16 protein-coding genes are annotated in these 18,090 nt (G+C 68.0%); 11 read left to right on the top strand and 5 right to left on the bottom strand.

Going from position 1 to position 18,090, the window contains the following annotated elements; translation table 11 throughout:
- The first annotated feature begins 48 nt into the window (after nucleotides 1-48).
- Both BO221_RS57190 and BO221_RS47425 read left to right on the top strand, forming a co-directional pair.
- A complete protein-coding gene (locus BO221_RS57190) occupies nucleotides 49-174 on the top strand; it encodes a Zn-dependent oligopeptidase (RefSeq protein WP_143196108.1) in 126 nt (41 codons plus the stop codon).
- A gap of 87 nt (nucleotides 175-261) precedes the next feature.
- A complete protein-coding gene (locus BO221_RS47425) occupies nucleotides 262-1,206 on the top strand; it encodes a phosphotransferase (protein ID WP_073567552.1) in 945 nt (314 codons plus the stop codon).
- Between the two features lie 161 nt (nucleotides 1,207-1,367).
- Here the strand turns inward: BO221_RS47425 and BO221_RS47420 are convergent, their stop codons facing one another.
- The 3 genes from BO221_RS47420 to BO221_RS47410 are packed head-to-tail and all read right to left on the bottom strand — an operon-like array spanning nucleotide 1,368 to nucleotide 4,159.
- Nucleotides 1,368-1,814, bottom strand: coding sequence for a hypothetical protein (locus BO221_RS47420; protein ID WP_073567551.1), 447 nt, complete (start codon nucleotides 1,812-1,814; stop codon nucleotides 1,368-1,370).
- 15 nt (nucleotides 1,815-1,829) lie between these two features.
- Complete coding sequence (locus tag BO221_RS47415; RefSeq protein WP_198956326.1) at nucleotides 1,830-3,662, bottom strand: radical SAM protein; 1,833 nt, start codon at nucleotides 3,660-3,662, stop codon at nucleotides 1,830-1,832.
- 17 nt (nucleotides 3,663-3,679) lie between these two features.
- Nucleotides 3,680-4,159: a hypothetical protein gene (locus BO221_RS47410; protein WP_073567550.1), complete on the bottom strand. Its 480-nt coding sequence runs from the start codon at nucleotides 4,157-4,159 to the stop codon at nucleotides 3,680-3,682.
- 178 nt (nucleotides 4,160-4,337) lie between these two features.
- On the opposite strand from BO221_RS47410, the gene BO221_RS47405 reads away from it, so the two are divergent.
- Nucleotides 4,338-4,925: a DUF2378 family protein gene (locus BO221_RS47405; RefSeq protein WP_073567549.1), complete on the top strand. Its 588-nt coding sequence runs from the start codon at nucleotides 4,338-4,340 to the stop codon at nucleotides 4,923-4,925.
- Nucleotides 4,926-4,929: 4 nt separating this feature from the next.
- Nucleotides 4,930-5,592 (top strand): phosphoribosylanthranilate isomerase, encoded by a 663-nt coding sequence (locus BO221_RS47400; RefSeq protein WP_073567548.1) that lies wholly within the window; start codon nucleotides 4,930-4,932, stop codon nucleotides 5,590-5,592.
- Here the strand turns inward: BO221_RS47400 and BO221_RS57185 are convergent.
- Both BO221_RS57185 and BO221_RS47390 read right to left on the bottom strand, forming a co-directional pair.
- Complete coding sequence (locus BO221_RS57185; protein WP_073567547.1) at nucleotides 5,573-6,133, bottom strand: CDP-alcohol phosphatidyltransferase family protein; 561 nt, start codon at nucleotides 6,131-6,133, stop codon at nucleotides 5,573-5,575. The genes BO221_RS47400 and BO221_RS57185 overlap by 20 nt on opposite strands.
- A 112-nt stretch (nucleotides 6,134-6,245) precedes the next feature.
- Complete coding sequence (locus tag BO221_RS47390; RefSeq protein WP_143196107.1) at nucleotides 6,246-7,037, bottom strand: hypothetical protein; 792 nt, start codon at nucleotides 7,035-7,037, stop codon at nucleotides 6,246-6,248.
- Nucleotides 7,038-7,125: 88 nt separating this feature from the next.
- On the opposite strand from BO221_RS47390, the gene BO221_RS47385 reads away from it, so the two are divergent.
- The 7 genes from BO221_RS47385 to BO221_RS47355 all read left to right on the top strand — a co-directional run bounded on the left by BO221_RS47385 (nucleotide 7,126) and on the right by BO221_RS47355 (nucleotide 17,919).
- Complete coding sequence (locus BO221_RS47385; RefSeq protein WP_073567545.1) at nucleotides 7,126-8,997, top strand: VWA domain-containing protein; 1,872 nt, start codon at nucleotides 7,126-7,128, stop codon at nucleotides 8,995-8,997.
- A gap of 93 nt (nucleotides 8,998-9,090) precedes the next feature.
- Complete coding sequence (locus BO221_RS47380; protein ID WP_083682566.1) at nucleotides 9,091-10,800, top strand: Ig-like domain-containing protein; 1,710 nt, start codon at nucleotides 9,091-9,093, stop codon at nucleotides 10,798-10,800.
- Nucleotides 10,801-10,878: 78 nt separating this feature from the next.
- On the top strand, nucleotides 10,879-11,274 hold the full coding sequence (locus BO221_RS47375) for a GFA family protein (protein ID WP_073567543.1): 396 nt from the start codon (nucleotides 10,879-10,881) through the stop codon (nucleotides 11,272-11,274).
- A 62-nt stretch (nucleotides 11,275-11,336) separates the two neighbouring features.
- Entirely contained in the window at nucleotides 11,337-11,735 is a 399-nt protein-coding gene (locus BO221_RS47370; protein WP_073567542.1) for a hypothetical protein, read from the top strand.
- Nucleotides 11,736-11,758: 23 nt separating this feature from the next.
- Complete coding sequence (locus BO221_RS47365) at nucleotides 11,759-12,367, top strand: hypothetical protein (protein WP_143196106.1); 609 nt, start codon at nucleotides 11,759-11,761, stop codon at nucleotides 12,365-12,367.
- 86 nt (nucleotides 12,368-12,453) lie between these two features.
- Nucleotides 12,454-15,426, top strand: coding sequence for an ImpA family metalloprotease (locus BO221_RS47360; protein WP_143196105.1), 2,973 nt, complete (start codon nucleotides 12,454-12,456; stop codon nucleotides 15,424-15,426).
- Nucleotides 15,427-15,696: 270 nt separating this feature from the next.
- Complete coding sequence (locus tag BO221_RS47355; protein ID WP_073567540.1) at nucleotides 15,697-17,919, top strand: GON domain-containing protein; 2,223 nt, start codon at nucleotides 15,697-15,699, stop codon at nucleotides 17,917-17,919.
- Nucleotides 17,920-18,090: the final 171 nt, after the last annotated feature.

The raw sequence follows: 18,090 nt of genomic DNA, 5'->3' as shown, positions 1-18,090 counted from the left end.
CCCCTTGTCCGCCGCGTAGGTAGCACCGCTGGTGCAAAATCCTACGCTGTGGGCTCGTCCAGAAGCGCTCGAGTCACGCCCGGTGGCGCCAGACCGGCCGCCAAGCTGATGAAGGACCTGCTCGGCCGGCCCTACGGCTTCGAGGCCTGCCGCGCCTACATGGACGAGCAGTAGACATCCGCACCGGGCCCACGCCTCATGTCAGGAGTGGACCCCCTTCCCCGTCGTCTCTCGACCCCCGCTGAAGAAGGCCGTGACGGAATGACCATCGAGCACCTGACTCCCACCGACCTCGAAGCCCGTAAGGCACGTGCCATCACCGCGGCGACGAGCGCGGGCCGTGCACTTGGACTCGAGGTGACCGACCCGAAGGTCCTGCATGACGTGTTCTCCGTCGTCGTGCACCTGGCACCATCACCCGTGGTGGTTCGCGTCCCCGTGGTGCTGCCGCCCGGACGAGACGTAGCCTCAGTGGCCGCCCGTCAGGCGCGAGAACTGGCCGTGGTTTCCTGGCTGGCCGACCGGGGGCTCCCGATCGTGCGCCCCAGCCCCCTCGTCCCCCGAGCGCCCGTGCAGCGGGACGGCCTCTCGATGACGTTCTGGGAGTTCGTGGAGGTCGACGCATCGCGCCAACCAGACTTCATCGCCGAGGCGGCACTCGCGGCCGGCCTGCATGCGGCACTGCGCGACTACCCGGGCGAGCTCCCGTTCCTCTCCCCTATGACAGCGGTGCCCACCTTCCTCGCGCGCCTGGAGGAGAACCCCGGGTTGATTGCACCCGCCGACCTCGAGCGGGCTCGGAGCGAGTGGGCTGTGCTCGGGCCCGTGCTCTCGTCGCGCGAAGGCTTCGCCAAGGCGTTCCCGAACGCCGGCATCCAGCCGATCCACGGCGATGCACCGTCTTACAACATCCTCCGCACGGCCTCGGGCGTGCGCTACGCGGACTTCGAGGAGGTGACCCTCGGCCCGGCGGAATGGGATCTCGCGTTCCTCGGCCCGGAGGGGGCCGCTGTCTATAACGAGGCGGCGGCACGGACGGGCGTGAGGCCACTCGATCCAGCGGTCCTGCGCGTCATGGAGACCGCGGGGATGCTTCAGATGGCCGCCTGCCACGCCCTCGTGCCACAACTGCCGATGCTGGCGGAGGGGCTCGCGCCCGCGCTCCAGCGCTGGCGGACGATGCCGTTCGCGGGCGGGTTGGGCTGAGCGGTCGGTGAGCGTGTCCCCACCCCAAGCCAGCGGAAGCAAGTCCGTTCAGGGGTGCGCTTGCAGGAGCACGGGGCGCCTCCCGGGCGCGCTCTTCACAGACTTGTCCAACTGTTGGACAAGTCTGGCGAGACCGTGCCCGGAGCGGCCGCGTGAGGGCGTCAGCCGTTGTTGTTGTTATTATTGTTGTTATTGTTGTTATTATTGTTGTTGTTGCTCTGTCTGGCTTCGCCCGGGCGCTGGTTGCCCTCGGGCTCCCCGGGGCCGCCGGGCATGGCCAACATGAGGCCCGCCGTGCCCATCATGACGAGATGCCCGGAGCGCGAGTAGGCCTGTGGATCGATGATGGAGAGCTTCTTGCGGTCGCACCAGATGGTCTGGTTCTCCGTCACCTGCGGCAGCGAGAAGCTCCTCGTGAGCTGCTCCCCCGCATAGCAGTGGATATTGGCCCGGCTGTAGATGGCGTGAGGCTTCGGGGCCTCCTCCGTCAGCAGCCAGTTCACCAGCCACTCCTCGATCTGCGTCCGGGCGGGGCCGTCCTCCAGCCGCAAGGCATTCAGGAAGCACTCCACCGTGTGCGCGGTTCGCGCCATCTCCTGGGGATTCACGCTGGGATTCCTTCCTCAGGGCACATAGTAGAACTCGAAGTTCTGGAACGGCAGGTTGATGGCCTGGATGTGGTAGAACGCGTTGTTCTTCTGCTTTTGATAGTGATACTCGCGCAGGTACTGCGTCGTGACGAAAAGGTTGTTCGTCACCCCCGGCAGGTACAGCCCGCGATGCAGGTGGAGGACGCCCCCCAGGTCCGCCATCACGTACTCCTCCCCCAGCGTGTCACTGGGCTCCAGGCACTGGAAATGGAGCTGGTACGTGAACAGGTGCTCCTGCTTCGTGCGCTTCTCGTCTCCGTAGACCACCGGCGTATCCCGCAGCATCTGCAGGTACAGCGTGTTGCGGATGGGCTCCGGGCACGCCTTCTGGAAGACGTCCCGGCGCACGTGGAGCCGCAGCCGGTCTTCCTTCGTCAACGTGAACAACGAGCGCTCGCGCTTGAGCAGCTGCGATGAAAGCGGGAGCCGCTCGTCCCCCATCTCCAGCACGAAGGCCTCACTGGAGTAGAGGGCCTTCAACGTCTCGTCCTCCTCGATCAAGGCGAGGAGCGTGTTCTTCTCCTGGTACAGATCGTTCGGCAGCAGCACCCCGGGCTTCGGAGCAGGCGCCTCCGCGAAGGCGAGCCGCGGGTGCATGTTGCGGGCGTACCACCGCGCGTAGTCCTGCTGCGCCTCGGGCGGGTCCGCTGGAAACGAGCGCGGGTGGTCCGTGTAGATGGCCTTCTGCAGATCGCACGTGTACGACTTCGCGCTCTTCATCTGCAGCTTCACCGCGGGGCAACCCGTCCTGCACAGGCGCAGGTGGCCGCAGCTCTGGCAGCTCGCGTCGAAGCCGTGGGCCTGGTGCAGCGCGCTCACCTTCCGGGCCCCCGTGGCGAGAATCTGCTCGACGGAGTCGGTGAACACGTTGCCGTAATGGAGCTCCTCGAGCCCCTGGCCCCGCACGCACGAGTACACGGAGCCATCGCTCTGCAGCAGGAAGAAGCGCTCGCCGCAATTGAAGGCACTGGTGCAATAGGACGGCTTGAACTCGTCGAACCAGTGGCGGCGCAGCCCCTCCTCGAGCTCCGTGCCCGAAAAGGCCTCGTTCAGCGCCCGGTACAGCTCCATCTGCTTCGCGGGCGAGGCCTGCGTCAGCGCCGTCTTGCCCTTGCTCGCCTCATGCGATTCGTTGAGCTCCGACTCGAACGCGAACATCACGTTGAACCGGTTCATGTCGAAGCCCAGCTCTCGATGGATGAACCAGATGTCCTCGATGATGGCCGGGATGTCCGCCAGGTGCTCCTCGCACAGGGTGGCGGAGATCTTCTTCGCGTGCGGATAGCGCGCCAGCAGGCGCAGGTTGTCCAGCGTCTTGTCCAGCCAGCTCGCCCCGCCGCGCGTGGTGCGATGCTTCGCGTGCATGGACAGCGGCAGGTCGATGCTCGCGCTGATGGACACCTTGTGCTTCACGAACAAGTCATAGAGCGGCTCGAACCGGTACAGGTTCGTCTTGATGTGCGGCACGCTCTTCGGCTGCCCCAGCGCGGAGAGCGCGTCGAAGTGGCCCATGTAGTAGCCACGGATGAGCGTGAAGAGTTCCTCCAGCACCGCCGGAGGCATCGTGGTGACCTCGCCCCCGTGCAGCGAGACGTTGAAGGCGAGGACCCCGGCCGCCTCGAAGGCCTCCAGGGCGTGCCGCAACGTGGCGGTGGCGCGGGCCGCGTCCTGCTTGAGCGTTTTCCGGGTGGTCTGGTCCCCGAGATAGCAGTAGCTGCAACCGAGGTTGCAGCCCAGCGTGGGCACGTACAGCAGGTGGATGTGACGGGAGTATTCCCGCTGGGGCTTCAGCTGGAGCGCGGTCATGGCGGGGTCCACGGACTTCAGGTGCCGGTCGCGGGCAGGTCCTTCACGCCCGTGAGCACCGCCTGGGGGGCGGCGCGGCGCACGTGCTTCACGATCTTCTGTGCCACCTTCTCGAAGCGGGCCGCCTTGTTGGCCGCGATCTTGTCGGGTTTCCGGGCACCCGTCTGGAACCTGTCCTGTTCAATCACCAGCACCTTGCCCGTGGACGACTTGAGCACGAGCCGTGTCCCGGAGTCCTCCATCGAGACCTTCTGGATGTTGGCGTAGTACACGATCTTCCTGCCGCAGATGAGGTAGCGGGGCCCCACGTAGAGCCGCTTGGGCTGCTTGGAGATCACCAGGGCAGCGACCACCAGGAAGAAGCTCACGGGGAAGAAGACGAACAGCATGCCAATGGCGGCGGCCAGGACGAGTACGAGCCACATCCACCGGGCACCGCTCAAGCTCGTCGGCTCGCCATGATCGTATTTGATCAGGGCGAACTTCTTGCGATCCATGGTTGCTCCCGCGCCATCGGGGCCGAGCCTAACAACTCCCCCCGGAAGGGGCCAAATGGAGGCCGTGAGCACGCTCCCCCGCCCTCGGGAGATGGGCGGATGCCCGTGGGCCCCAGCACCCGCTGGCGCGCGGCCCCACCTTGGTGGTAGGCACCCCCCTGTTTCCGCAGGGGGTTTCATGGACAGCAGTGACGCGCTCCAACTCCGCATCCGGGCCGCCACCGAGAAGGACGTGCTGCTCGGGATGTTCTTCGACAGCTCGATGGAGAATCTCCAGCGGCAGCTGGGCCCCACGGAGGCCGAGGCCGTGCGCCGGGAGGTGTTCGGCTCGCGCAACATCGTGAGCTTCTTCCGCTACCCCGTGGCCGACCTCCTCAAGCTGGTCGACCTCGGCGTGAAGCGAAACAAGACGAGCGCGCGCAGCTACGATGACTCCATCGCCGAGTTCGGCCGCGCCGCGGTGAACTACTTCTTCGACTCACAGGCCGGCAAGATGATGTCCTTCCTGTCCGGCGACGAGCCCCACCGCCTCATGGCCAGCTCCCCCGCCGCCTACAAGGCCGTCTCCGCCTTTGGCGAGCGCGCCTATGAGCGCGTAGGCCCCCGCTCCGGCAAGCTCATCTGCCAGGGAGAGTTCCTCGGCCCGGCGTGGACCCAGGGCGTCGTGGAGCAGGCCCTCCTCAAGGCCGCCAAGGTGCATGCCCGCGCCCGCGTGGAGGTGAAGAACGCCTCCGGCAGTGACTTCATCGTCCACGTGGAATGGTGACACCATGGAAGCAAGCACCACCCCGCGAGTGAAAATCTGCTGCATCTCCAGCGTCGAGGAGGCCCACGCCGCCATCCGCGCCGGTGCCTCCGCGCTGGGGCTCGTCTCCAGCATGCCCAGCGGGCCCGGCGTCATCTCCGAGGCCCTCATCGCGGAGATCGCCGTCACCGTCCCGCCTCCCATCGGCACCTTCCTGCTCACGTGCAGCCAGGACGCACGGGACATCGTCGCCCAGCAGCGCCGCTGCCGGACCAACACCGTGCAGCTCTGCGACCGGCTCACCACCGGCACCTACGCGGACCTGCGCGGCGCCATGCCCGGCATCTCGCTCGTCCAGGTCATCCACGTCACCGGAGAGGAATCCCTCGAGGAGTCCCTGAGCGTGGCGCCCCACGTGGATGCGCTGCTGCTCGACTCGGGCAACCAGTCCCTCGCGGTGAAGGAATTGGGCGGCACCGGGCGCGTCCACGACTGGAGCATCAGCCGGCGCATCCGCGAGCAGGCGGGCGTGCCCGTGTTCCTCGCCGGCGGCCTGCGCCCGGAGAACGTGGGCGAGGCCATCCGTCAGGTGGGACCCTTCGGGCTCGACCTGTGCAGCGGCGTACGGACGGAGGGCAGACTGGACACGGAGAAGCTGGGGCGGTTCTTCACACGGTTGTGCGCTTGATGGGACTGGCCTGGTCCGGGCGCACCCGCTTCCGCCACACCGCCAGCGTGTAGTCCGCCACCGCCGCCAGCGCCGTCACCCCCACCGCCGCCACCAACGGCCGCACCAGCTTCGGCGCCACCAGCACCGACATCAGCGCCCCCAGTTGCAGCGTCGTCACCACCTTGCCCAGCATCCGCGCCTGGAACTTCACCGGGCGGAAGCTCGGGAGGAAGCGCGCCGCCACGAAGCCCACCCCCGTCGCCACGTCGCGCACCACCAGCGTGCCGAACTCCAGGGGCGTCAGCTTCCCCTCCGCCACGAAGGCCGCCAGCGCCACCATCACGAAGCCCCGGTCCGCCAGCGGATCAATCAGCGCGCCCCAGTACGACTCCAGGTGCCGGTGACGGGCGATCCACCCGTCCAGGAAATCCGTCACCGCCGCCCCCACCACCAGTCCCGCCCGGGCCAGCGGATCCTCTGTCGACACGAAGACTCCCGCCAACGGTAGACGGCTCAGCGACAGCCCGTTGAGGAGCACCAGGCTCGTTTGTCGACGCATACATCCGGAAGGTAGGAATGCCTCCCGCACCTTGCATTCCGCACCAGGAGCGGGCAACCGGCCAGGCGGTTCCCGCCCCGGATGGCCGTGCTCACTCCGCCCTGGGCTCCGGCTACGCCTGGCCGGCCGACGAGCCGTACAGCCACTTCGCTCCGCCCAGGCGCAACAGCCCCAGCCCCAGGGGCAGCAAGGCGGCCAACATCCACCAATAGCCACTGCTCGTGAGGGCCCCCACCACCAGGAGGGCCGCGGACGCCAGAAAGGGCAGCGCCGGCAGCATCACCGCCAGCTTCAGAAGGGTGCGCAACCAGTCCCTGCGCTCCACCAGCTCGGTATTCGCCAACGCGGCCGGCACGAAGGAGGTGAGGGCCACTCCCAGAATCCAGACCAGCGCGAACGCCACCTCCGTGGGCTTGCCATCGAGCGCGAGGAAGACCATGGGCAGCGCCTCCAGTGCGCCCACGAAGGTGGTCGCCGCGAGACCCATCCCGCGGTGCATCCCCTTCCAGGACTTCGTTTCGCGGTGTCCAGCCGCCGCACGTGCCTGGGCGTACTGCTCCGGAGGAACCTCCAGCGCGTACGGGAAGCCGAGCTCCACCAACTGCAGCACCGCCACGTGCTCCACCTTGCGCCCACCGCTGCCCGTGTAGTCGCGGACCTGCTCGTCCCCGAGAATCTCGTGCAGCAGGTCCGCCCGCTCGCGAGCGCTCTCCCCGGGCCCCAGGGGCCTCGCGAGCCCGCTCAGCAGCGCATCCACCTCGGCGCGGGCCGCGCCCGGTGAGCGCACCTCCTCCAGCAGGGCACGCGGGGACGGCAGCTCCGCCTGGCTCACCGGCGCGGGGATCTCCCCCAGGAGCTCGCCAGTGGTGTCAGGGGCGTGAAGGGCGGAACGCGAACGTTGCACGGTGCCCCCATCATACCCGGGAACCCGCCGCGCGTGCCGTTGTCCAAGGCCTCCGAGAGACGAACCCCACCCACCCTGGAGGCAGTACATGAGGCGGAGCCCCCTCGCCGTCACGGGAGTCGTGTGCGCGCTGACCGTTGGAAGCTGGACGCTCGGCGGATGTCAGCGCTCCGAGGAACCACCGGCGCCCACATCGACGCTGAAGCGCTTGGAGCCGCTCCCGGCGAAGGCCCAGGCGCCAGCGGCCCCGGCGGAGCTCCTGGCCGTTTCGCCTCCAGCGGCTCCGCCTCCAGCGGCTGCCCCGTCCGCGGCGCCCCGAGCCTCGGCGGAGGCGCGAGCCGCGGCCGCGAATCTCTTCGGCGCTGGCAGCGGTGGCACCGCCCAGGGACTCGGTGGGCTCGGCCTCAAGGGCGCCGGCGGGGGCGGAGGAGGCGGTGACGTCATCGGCATCGGCTCCATCGGCACCCGGGGCCGGGGCGGGGGTGTCGGGGGCTACGGCACGGGCGTCGTCATCCTCGGCGGCAAGGGCGGCACGCGCATCCCCACCGCCCGCTACCCCGAGCCGCGCCACGGCAACACCGAGCAGTACCGCGACCATGGGGTGAATGCCTTCGTCACCACCGCCGAGGACCGGCAGTCCACCTTCTCCATCGACGTGGACACCGCCTCCTATACCCTCGTGCGCCGCAAGATCCTCGAGGGCACGCCGCCGCCTCGCGAGGCCGTGCGCGTGGAGGAGTTCCTCAACTACTTCCGCTACACCTACCCCGAGCCCCAGGGCGCCCCGCTCGCCGTGCACCTGGACGCCGCGCCCTCGCCCTTCACCCCCGGCCGCCACCTGATGCGCGTGGGCGTCCAGGGCAAGCGCCTCAGCGTCTCCGAGCGCAAGTCCGCCCATCTCACCTTCCTGGTGGATGTCTCCGGCTCCATGGAGTCCCCCGACAAGCTGCCGCTCGCCAAACGCTCCCTGCGCATGCTCGTGGACAACCTGCGCGATGGCGACACCGTGGCGCTCGTCACCTACGCGGGCGGCGTGAAGCTCGCGCTGCCTCCCACCGGCCTGGAGCACAAGGCCCTCATCCACGCCGCCATCGAGGACCTCACCGCCGGCGGCTCCACCGCCATGGCCAACGGCATCCAGCTCGCCTACCAGCAGGCCATGAAGACGCTCGATGGCCACTCCTTCTCGCGCGTCCTCATCCTCTCCGATGGCGACGCCAACGTGGGCCCCGCCTCCCACGAGGAGATCCTCGAGCTCATCCGCGGCCACGTGAAGGAGGGCATCACCGTCACCACCGTGGGCTTCGGCATGGGCAACTACAAGGACACGCTCATGGAGCAGTTCGCCGACAAGGGCAATGGCAACCACTACTACGTGGACTCGCTCATGCAGGCGCGCCGCATCTTCCAGGAGCAGCTCGGCGGCACCCTGGAGGTCATCGCCCAGGACGTGAAGCTCCAGGTGGAGTTCGACCCCGCCCAGGTGGCGCGCTACCGGCTGGTGGGCTACGAGAACCGGGACATCGCCGACCGCGACTTCCGCAACGACAAGGTGGACGCGGGAGAGATCGGCTCCGGCCACACCGTCACCGCGCTCTATGAGTTGGAGCTGAAGCCCGGCGCGGGAGAGGGCCTCGCCACCGTGCGCCTGCGCGCCAAGCGGCCCCGGGGCGAGAAGGCCTCGGAGCGCGCGTACCGCTTCCCCGCCGGGGCACTCGCGGCCTCCTTCCCCGAGGCCTCCACGGACCTGCGCTTCGCCACCGCCGTCATGGGCGCCGCCGAGCTGCTCCGCCACAGCCCCCACGCCGAGCGCTGGAGCTTCGAGCAGGTGCTCGACATCGCCCAGGGCGCCACGCCCGCCGGCAACGTCGAGCGCGAGGAGTTCGTGTCACTGCTGAAGCGCGCCCGCTCGCTGAGCAACAACGTGGCCCGGCGGGACAGCGCACCCGGCGCGCACTGAGCCCATGGACGGGGCAGGCCGTCTTTTTTCGCACGTCCCATTGAATTCGCGGGCCCGGTTCGCGTCGCAGAGGTCCCCCCCCGTGGAGACCCGATGTCGCGAATCGTCAGGCCCGCTGCCATTTCACTGCCCGTACTGCTCTGCTCGCTCACCGCCTGCGAACCGCCACCCAAGCCCCCACTTCCCCCCCCGGTACCGAATGTCACCCTCTCGTGGGTGGGCGTAGCCGAGGACGGGTTCTGCACCTCGGGCATCCGGAACATGGGGGCCTCCCACCAGGGAGACAATCCAGAGCAGGTGGTGCTGCTGCGCAACGGCCAGCCCGTCGCCAATCTGGTTCCGCCCTACACGTACACGGTCGATTGCGATCGCGACCCGGAAGGCTTCCACCAATTCCAGCTCCAGGCGAAGATCGGAACGCACATATTCTTCAGCACCATCAGATCGCTGCGCATCGACCGCACCCGTCCCTACGTCGTCGAGACCTCGCCGAACGCGTCGACGGCCCTCCGCAAGGACACGCCCATCACCTTCCGCTTCTCCGAGCCCGTCAATGGCGACGTCTCGACGGCGACCTCGCTCCGTGATGAGACGGGCCCGCTGGCCCACACCGCCTCGCTCTCCGCGGGGGGGACCCTGCTGACGATTCTCCCCAAGGAGCGGCTTCGCGCGCCCGCGGAGTTCCAAGCCACCCTCATGGGCGTTCTTTCCGACGCCGCCGGTCACCCGCTCAAGGAGAGCTCGGTGACGATGTCCTGGCAGCTCCTGCCGTTCATCCCCACGGAGGCCTCGCTCAGCTCGGACGAGCCCGTGGCGCTCGCGCGAGAGCCTTCCGGCACTCCCTGGATGGCCAGCATCGACAACCCGACGGGCGTCACGGTGAGGCGCTGGGCCGCGGACGGATGGAAAGCATTCGGGACCGACCTCCCCGTGGAAGGCTTCAACGGGAAGGAGATCGCCCTCACGCTCGATGCGAACGAAGCGCCCCTCGTGGCCATCCTCGAGGATCCGCCCGGAAGTCCCCCTCCCTTTGTTCGCGTCCATCGCTGGAGCGGCGGCGGCTGGGAGCAGATCGGAGGGAACATCCCCGTGATTCCCACGCAGTTCAGCTCCGAGTGGCTGTCCATTGGTGTCGACAGCCGGGGCAACCCCTCGGTGGCGTGGTACGAATACTACGCGGTGCACGTGCGCCGCTGGACGGGCACCGGGTGGGAAGCGCTGGGAGCGCCGATCGGCACGAGCGACAATGACACGCAAAGCCCCGTGCTCGCGGTCGACTCGCGGGACCGGGTGGTGCTCGCGTACTCCCAGCAGCCCACGGGCAGCACCTACAACCGCGTCATCGTCCAGCGCTGGGAGGGCGGCACGTGGGTTCCCCTCGGTACATCGCTCGCGAGCACCGCGGTGGGCTCGATCAGCGGCATCGATCTCGTGATCGGGCCCGATGACGCACCCGTCGTGGCGTGGGTCGAATCCAACAAGGATGACGATGTCTTCGCCGCGCGCTGGACCGCGGGCAAGTGGGAGATGTCTCCCCTGCTCGGAAAGTCCTACCGCTACGACTACGACGTGTCGGTCGCGGCCGATGGGGACGGCAGGGTGCTCGTGGCGTGGTGGAAAGACGATCCCGTGGAGCTCGACCGGCCATGGGTGTACACCGCCCGATTCGAAAGTGGCGCGTGGTCCACCGGGGTGCGGGCCTGCATGGGTGAGAATCCACGCGCGGCATTCACTCCGGATGGGACGGCGCTGCTGTGGGTCGACCTCGATACGGGCTACTACCGGCCGTTCATCGAGGACTGAAGCGCCGGACGTCTTCACCCGCGGGAGGTTGCGCGCCACTCCTTCAGTCACACCCACGGTGTTGCTATACGGCGACGCATGATGAAGACCGGCGGATGTGCATGTGGCGCAGTGCGGTACGGCATCACCCTCGAGCTCACGCCGGTGACGTTCTGCCACTGCTCGAAGTGCCGTCGATGGCACGGGCACGCCGGCGCCTACACCGCCGTCGACCGGCCCGGGTTCGAATTGACTGAACAGCGCGGGCTGCGGTGGTACGCGGCGTCCGCAACGGTGCGAAGGGGCTTCTGTGGTGAGTGCGGGTCGAGCTTGTTCTGGGACGAGGAGGGCGTGCCGAAGATGTCGATCTGCGCGGGGACATTCGACGCCCCGACCGGCCTGACGCCGAAGGCGCACATCTATCTGGGCAGCAAGGGTGACTATTACGAAGTGCCAGACGATGGGCTCATCCGGAGAGAAGAATTCACCCGCTGAAGCGGCGAGACCCCGGAGCGCAGCCCGCCAGTCGTGCCAATCACAATCACGAGAAGAAACACATGCTCATCGAGACGGGAAGAAGCATCCTCTGGACATTCACGGGACTGACCGTGTCGTCTGCCTTCAGCCTGCCCCTCGAAGAGACCATGACCCGGGAGCTGAAGGTCACCTATGCCGAGGAGCGGGCGGACTTCTTCCGGCCCGTGCTCCCGGCGCTGGAGGATCCAGCCCTCCAGCGCCACAGCCACACCGAGTACGTGAATCTCGGCCTGCAGACGACGCGGGACTACGTGCTGGGTGGACTCGGCAAGGGCCGGTGGGTCCTCATCCAGCTCGAGCTCCGGGAGCGCTCCAACGAGCCCCAGGGCTATTTGCTGGAGATGGTGGACGTCCAGGACGCGAGCACCCACCCGGACTGGTTGGCGGAGTACCGCCGTCAGAAGAAGGCCCGGCGCTGAGAGTCTGATAGAGAACCCCGCACATGCCCCGTTCATCCTCTCGCGTCGTGTTCGCGCTGCTGACCTGCACGCTGCTCATCCCCTCCTGTCATTCGACACCCAAGCCCACGGGCGAATGCACGGGCACCCACCTGGGCCAGAGCGTGGCATGGCCCCTCTCCTTGAGCTCTCACCATTCGACGTTGATCAATTTAGACCTGAGCGCGCATACGCGGATTCAACTGAACTACAAGCCCACCGGCGTCCCGGGGCTTGAGAGCCTGGGGGTCAACCTCACCCTGACGGGTGAGCCCCAGTTCGAGGAGAGCGTCCCGCGGACCGTGAAGCTCCTGCCACAGCAGGACCGTCTGGTCCCCGAGGAGATTTCGCTGGTGCGCAGCTGGGAGGGAACCACGGGCGGGGGAAGCAACGCCTACATCACCCCGCCCGGAGTTCCGGTGGAGGGCTCCGTGACGCTCCGCCGGGTGACGCCGGACCACGCGGAAGGGCAGTTCGTCTACCGCTACGCGGACGGTGGCGTGCTGACGTGCACCTTCGATGTGCCGGATCGCGTCTATGAAGAAGATGATCAGGACAGCGGCGGTGGCTGCGGTGGTGGTGGTGGGGGTTACGACAATGATGATGACGATTGAGCGGTGAGAAGAGGCCCCGTGGGCCATCTCCATTCCCCTTGTTCCACTTCCTCCACGGACCTCCCCCATCTTCGCGAGGACATCTCATGCGTTCGCATCTTCTCTTGATCTGTCTCCTGTCGTGTCTGGCCGCTTGTGGGGGCAGAACGGGAAGCGACCATGCACCGGATACGGGCTACGCCGGGGATGACGATGCGGGGGACGCGAGCGTCCCTTCCGCTCCGCTGCCCGTCGACGCGGGAGGAACGGACGGGGGCCACGAGGAGCCGCTGCCCGACGCGGGAGGAATGGACGGGGGCCAGGAAGAGCCACTGCCCGACGCGGGAGGAACGGACGGGGGCCACGAGGAGCCGCTGCCCGACGCAGGAGGAATGGACGGGGGCCACGAGGAGCCACTGCCCGACGCGGGAGGAACGGACGGGGGCCACGAGGAACCGCTTCCCGTGGATGCCCTGGAGGCGGCGCTGCGGACCGGGGACCCGAGTGCATTGACCGACGCGGCGGAGATCGCCCTGCGGGCCCAACAATTCGCCCAGACCCTGGAGACAGCCCAGTCCGAACGGCTGACCCGCATCGTGGGCGGCGTCAGTACCGAGTACACGCCGGCTGGTAGCAGTCAGTGGGTGCTGCCCGCCAATGCCGAACTCTCCCAGCCCTGGATCGTGGGTGACAAGGGCCGTGTCCTGGCCAGCCTCAGCCAGGCCGAGGGAGGCCGCTCCGCGGGCTACGGCGAGCACATCCTCTGGCAATTCCGCAACAACACCAACCTGGCGCACATCCCCGCCTTCAAGCGGCTGATGGGGTGGTTGGTCTGGGGTGATGCGATGGAGCAACCCCTGCCCGTCCCCCTGATCGTGGGCTGGGCCGGACTTGACCGGACCGATCGCGAGGCCGGCATGGCCAGGGCGGGAATCTCCTTGAACAACCTCGACTGCGACATCCTCGCCGACAGCCTCTGTGGCGCGCAGGCGCATGTGCTGATCGTCGGGAGCGGGGCCACCCCCGGGAGCGGACTGGCCGACACCATCCGCGCCTATCTCCGGGCGGGCAAGCCGGTGCTCTACCTGCACAGCGCTGGCTGGCAGGACAGTGAATCCGGCCGGACGATGCTCGACGCGATGGGTCTGGTGCTGGGTCCCTACGGCGGCAATTTCTGGGACCAGGACGCCGTGGCGGCCGGCCGCACGCCCGCGCAGAACACCGCGCGCACCTCTCAGTTCGCTGCCCTCCTGCCATTGATCGGCAAGCTCGCCCAGGGAGGCTTCCGGACGAACTACGACTGGAGCCGATGCACGGAATTCGTGAGCTCGATCAACTGCGACAACGTGCCGGGATTGCGGAGCGAACTGCTCGACCCCATCGCCACCCTGGGAGCCCAGCTCGACACACTCAACCGGCAGGGCCGCGAGCTTTTCGCCACGCCGAACCAGACACTGCCACGCTTGCTGACGCTGTGGGCCGATGTGGCCCGGCGCGGAATTCGCTACCCCCTGGACAAGCAGGCCCACCCGGCGGAGTTCCAGCGGGCCCTCGCCGCGGATGGCTGGGTGGCCTATGTGCGCCGGGTGGGAGGGGCCCAACCGGATCTCGGCAGCTTCATGAGCGAGCGCGTCCAGCGGATTGACTGGAGCAACACGGAGGAGACCCTCACCCTGGACCTGGCCTCCGACAGCGGCTTCACGGCGCTCGGCCGCTTCGCCCTGCCGGGCAAGCCGCTGGCCATCGAGGTGCTGGACGCTGGCGGCGCGAAACTGGCGTTGCGGCTCAATACCCAGCGCACGGGCTCTACCCGGCTGTGGAACCGCATGGAGTATGACCGGCCACGCTTCCTCGCCAGCCCCGACATGGCACTCCAGCCCCGCGTGCCCCTCACCGTGGTCACGCCCTATGGGGGCACGCTGCAACTGCAATTCAGTCAGGCCACGCCTGGCACGACCATTACCCTCAAGGTGAGAGGGGTGGTGAAACATCCCTTCCTCGACCTGACCCGGAATGGCAGTACCCATGACTTCCTCCTGGCCTTGACCGACAACCGCTTCGACTGGGCCGAGATCAAGAGCGCCGCCACGGAGATCCACACCCGGGTGGACATGATGCGCCAGGTGATTCATGACGACTACGCCAACGACCTCGACCGTTACCTGACCGAGCTGCGCTTCCTCTTCATCGAGGATGCCTACCGGCTCGCGGGCTTTCCGGTGGTGGGCGCCTCGCTCCCCCCCGCCGTGCAATCGTTCTGCGCGGCCGAGCAATGGGATTGCACGTCACCCGGTGTGCATCGTCTCCCAGCCACCCAGCACATCAACGTGGACCGCTATGCCCACTGTGGCGGTGGCTGCGGAGGCAATCCCTACGATCAGTCCTGGCCACTGATGCCCCGCGGATGGGGTGAGAGCCACGAACTGGGCCACAACCTGCAGGTCGAGCACCTGAAGGTCTACGGTGGACGAAGCGGCGAGGTCTCCAACCAGATCTTCCCGCTGCACAAGGAATGGCGGCTGCTGCGCGAGCTGGGGGTGAACGTGGGCGATGACCGGGTGGGCTATCGCGCGGCGTTCAATCTGCTGGTGCAGGGCCGGCAGCAAGCGGACAAGGTGGAGGGGGTATACCAGCGGCTGTGGGGCCCCAGCGGCATCTACGACCTGAACGGAGAGCGCATGGCGTTCTTCACCCAGTGGTCGCATTACTGGCAGGAGCGCACCGGGGTGGCGGACCAGGCCTGGGATGTCTACACCCTGCTGCATCTGCACGAGCGCCTGTTCCGCAACGGGGACTGGGCCACCTATCGTCAGCGGCTCGGCTTCAGCCGCTTCAGTACCCGGCCGTCCCTCGAGGGCAATGACTATCTCGTGATCGCCCTGTCTTGGATCACCAAACGGGACCAGCGGCCGATGTTCGAGCTGTGGGGCATCCGGTACGGCGCGGAGGCGTCGGCCCAGGTGGCGGCGTATGGCTTCGCCGCGCAGCCGCAGGTCTTCTACGCGAACACCGCGTCCAACAACTACGCCACCGTGCGCCGGGTGGACATGAGCGTCACCCACCCGGTGTGGCCTTTCTGAGAGAGGGCGCCAGGGCCGGCGTGTACCCGCTTCGGGCCCCGCTATGACATGCGTGACCCCTGGGGAGGCGCACGCGCGTGCCAGCCCTGGCACGTTCTCCTCCGCGCCCGAGGACGTTCTCGGAGAGCACCGCGCGTAACTCCCTGGAATCAGGGCTCACGCCCCGCACCGGAGCTCCTGGCCCCCCGCTTGCCATGGGGTGTTCCCGTCCGCAACGGCGAGCGCCGATGCGTGGCAACCCCTACACCCCATGCTGTTTCCAGAGGAGCCATGAAGAACCTCCACACCTCGGCTGCTTCATCCCACGATGTCCCGGACACGCTCCGGCCCGCCCTCCATCCGGGTGCTTCCCGTGCTCCGCTCGGAGTGCTCCTGCTGGGCGCCGTGCTCTCGACGGGTTGTGGAGAGCCCGGCACCTCGCTCCAGGCCCGGCCCGTGGACGCAAAGGGGCAGGGGCTCACCTCGCTCGCGGCCACCTGCCAGGAGATTCGAACCGCCGACCCCTCGGCCATCGATGGCGAGTACACGCTCCACATCGGGGGCGATGCGAAGAAGCCCTGGACGGCCTGGTGCAACGACATGGCCGGCACGCCCCGGGAGTACCTCTCGCTGATGAGCGGGACCAACTACTCGCAATACACCGTGGGCGGCTACACCTCGGGCTCGAGCGTGCGCACGTATTACGCGAAGGTGCGCATCGATCCCGTCACCCTGCGGGTCTTCGTCGCCGACCAGACCTTCGCCCAGTCCACCGGCTCGCTGAACCACGGCGGAACGCTCGTCACCTCCATGCCCTATGGCGTGGCCATGTCCTGCGACAACAAGGCCTCGGGCGTGGCCAGCCTCGACCTGACCGGCACGCCCTTCGCGGTCGCCCCCCATGACTTCGCGGTCCAAGGCGCCAATGGCGTGGGCACCACCGACTACAGAGCCGAAGGGCGCAGGGTGAACCTGACGGGCGGCGGCTACTGCGGCTGGAACAGCTGGACTCCCGTCTGGAGCCCCTTCAACCAGACGGGGGGCGACCAGCTCCACCTCGAGTACCGCGCCCCTCCCGTCCTGGCGGCCACCTGCCAGGAGATTCGAGCCGCCAACCCCTCCGCCGTGGATGGCGAGTACACACTCCACGTCGGGGGTGATCAGAAGAAGCCCTGGACGGCCTGGTGCCACGACATGGCCGGCACGCCCCGGGAATACCTCTCGCTCGTGAGCGGGACCAATTACTCGCAATACACCGCGGGCGGCTCCGCCACGGGCCAGAACGTGCGCACGGACTACGCGAAGGTGCGCATCGATCCCGTCACCCTGCGGGTCTCCATCGCCGACCAGACCTTCGCCCAGTCCACTGGCTCGCTGGAGCACGGCGGAACGCCCGTCACTTCCATGCCCTACGGCGAGGCCATGTCCTGCGACGGCACGGCCTCGGGTGTGGCCAGCATCGACCTGTCCGGCACGCCCTTCGCGGTCGCCCCCCATGAGTTCTCGCTCGGCGGCAACAGCCCGGCAGGCACCACCACCTACAGCTCCGAGGGGCGCAAGGTGAACCTGACGGGCGGTGGCGACTGCGGCTGGAACAGGGGTAGCGACCCACTCCACCTCGAGTACCGTGACGCTCCCGTCTGCATGGGCCAGACGGCTCCGGGCGCCTACTGGCAGCAGTACACCTTCGATAGCCTCTCCCTCGACGTGGACACGTCGGGCTGCGGTTTCTCCGAGACCCCGATGTACTTCACGTCCATCGGTGGCACCGGCTACCACTGGCAGACCACCGGTGCGACCTCCATCATCTTGCCGACGGCCACGGGCTTCCGCGTCATCGTCCGCTCCCCGAGCAGCGTGACGCCCGCGTTCGCGAGCCAGTACGGCTGGCATCTCAACTGGCAGGCCGTGCCGGGCAGCGTCCGACAGCCCTCGCTCTGCACCGGGCAGACGACGCCGGGGACCACGAGCTGGCAGCAGTACGGCTCGGACGGCCTCTACCTCGACGTGGACACGACGGCCTGTGGCTACTCCGCCGCGCCCTTGTACTTCACGTCCCTGGGCGGGTTGGACTGGCACTGGAGGACCACCGGCGCGACCTCCATCTACCAGCCGACGGCGACCGGCTTCCGCGTCTACGTCTGGCACAGGGGCACCTCCATCACCCCCGTGCTCGCGAACCAGCTCGGCTGGCACCTCAACTGGAGGGCCCAGCCCGACGGCCTCCGGCAGTCCTGGAACTGCACCGGGCGGACCCCGCAGGGCTCCACCCCCTGGCAGCAGTACACCTCGGACAGCCTCTACGTCGACGTGAGCACCTCGGGCTGCGCGGCCTCGGGGGCGCCGATCACCTCCATCGGGGGCACGAGCGAGCAATGGGGGCTGATGGGCGCGACCTCCCTCTACTCGCCGACGCCGACGGGCTTCCGCATCTACGTCCGCTACCCGGGCAGCAACCTCACGCCCTCCCTGGCGAACCAGCGCGGCTGGCACCTCAACTGGAACCGGCGGTAGCGCGCGTCACGGGCGGTGCGCTGCTGGAGAAAGGGGAGCGAGCAAGTCATCAGGCGTGTCCCCCAATGGCTGCTCCCCCCTGAAACCGGACGCGCACCGAGACGCGCCGCGCCTTCCACTGGTCCGAGCCGCTGGCTCGATTGCACAGGGCCCGCGCGGTATGGTCGCATG

It is taken from the genome of Archangium sp. Cb G35, from assembly GCF_001896145.1.
GTDB lineage: Bacteria > Myxococcota > Myxococcia > Myxococcales > Myxococcaceae > Archangium > Archangium violaceum.
This window is presented reverse-complemented; position numbering and strand designations above follow the sequence as displayed.